Raw genomic sequence first — 1,612 nt, forward strand, 5'->3', positions numbered from 1 at the left:
GTTATCCTCCCCCGGCCGCGCGGCCCGGCCGGCTGCCGGACCCTGCCACCGCCGAGGTCCGCCCCGGCGCGCACGCGACGGCCGGTGCCGGTGCGCCCGGTGGTGCCGGTGCGCCCGGTGGTGCCGGGCCCCGGCCGGAGTATCTGGAGGCGTTCGACGCGCCGGCCGCCGGGGCGCTGCGCAGGGAGGACGGGCCGGTGGACACCGGCCGTTCCGTGGTCTTCGCGCGGGAGACGGCTCCGTCGGACGGCGGTGTCCCCGTCGGTACGGACACGGTGGACGGGGACGGCGGGCCGGACGGGCTGCCGGCCGCCGGTGCCCGGAAGAGCGGGCTGGGCCGGACGTTCACCGGTGTCGCGGCGGCCGCGGTGACCACCGTGCTCGCCGTGGTGGTGGCCGGTCAGGTAGCCGAGCAGCGGCCGGACGGAACCGGCCACTCGGGCGGCGGGCCCGACCGCACCGACCCGCAGGACGAGGGCGCCTCGCGCTCCGGGGACCGGCCGCAGGACGCCAAGCCCGCCTCGTACACGCAGCGGATGGCCGAGCCGTTCCCGCTCGACGCGAAGCTGACCGCCTCCGGGAAGTTCCTGCCCGTCGGCGGCGTCGCGAAGGCGCCCGGCCGCGGTCATGTCGTCCGCTACCGCGTCGATATGGAGACCGGACTGCCGCTGGACGGCCGGCTGTTCGCCGACGCGGTGCACAAGACCCTCAACGACGACCGGAGCTGGGCGCACGGCGGCACCCGGACCTTCGAGCGGGTCGGCTCCGGCGACGCGGACTTCGTCATCACGCTGGCCAGCCCCGGCACCACCGATGCGTGGTGCGCCAAGTCGGGTCTTGACACCTCCGAGGACAACGTCTCGTGCGACTCGGCGGCGACCCCGCGCGTGATGATCAACGCGTACCGCTGGGCGCAGGGCGCGAAGACGTACGGGCCGGACAAGATGTACGCCTACCGCCAGATGCTCATCAACCACGAGGTCGGCCACCGGCTCGGCCACAACCACGAGGCATGTTCCCGCTCCGGGGCGCTCGCGCCGGTGATGATGCAGCAGACGAAGTTCCTGACGACGGACGGCGTCACCTGCCGCCCCAACTCCTGGCCGTATCCCGGCAGTCGCTGAGCCGGGCGGGGCGGCGGGCCCGTCGGCCGGGTCGCGCCGTCCTCGTATGTGGGGTTTGCGGTCTCTCCTTACGAGACACCGGGGGCGCCGGCCATCCCCAACATCCGTACACCCAGGGCCTGTTGGATGCCGTACGGTCCTCGGTCCGAAGGTTGCCGCCGAGCGTCGGGCGGCGCGCGCCCGCGTCTGAGCCGTCCGGCACGCCGTGCGCCGGGGGAGTGGTGCGGCCCGGGGAGACAGCCCGGGCCGCGTCCGTGAGATCCCGTCCGACCGCAGCCCCGGACCGCGCCCCCTCCAGGGCCCCCAGGGGCGAACTCGCTACTTAGCGCATAGGAACGCCCCATGGGGTGGAAAGTTACGACCGTTCACCCCTTCCGGTGGGGGGGGGGGGGGGCCCCCCGCGCGCCCCCCCCCGCCCGGGGGGGGGGGGGGGGGGCCACGGGGCCGCCGGCGCCGCCGCCCGCGCCGCCCGCCCACCCCCCCGCCGC

Annotated in this window: 1 protein-coding gene; it reads left to right on the forward strand. The window is 76.1% G+C overall.

Annotation, left to right across the window (positions count from 1 at the left end; translation table 11 throughout):
- Window positions 1-1,124 (forward strand): DUF3152 domain-containing protein (locus ACFWWQ_RS29125; RefSeq protein WP_384602198.1); only part of this gene is annotated, 1,124 nt, incomplete at its 5' end.
- Between the last annotated feature and the right edge of the window lie 488 nt (window positions 1,125-1,612).

Source organism: Streptomyces sp. NPDC059080, assembly GCF_042739975.1.
In the GTDB taxonomy this organism is placed as follows: Bacteria; Actinomycetota; Actinomycetes; order Streptomycetales; family Streptomycetaceae; genus Streptomyces; species Streptomyces benahoarensis.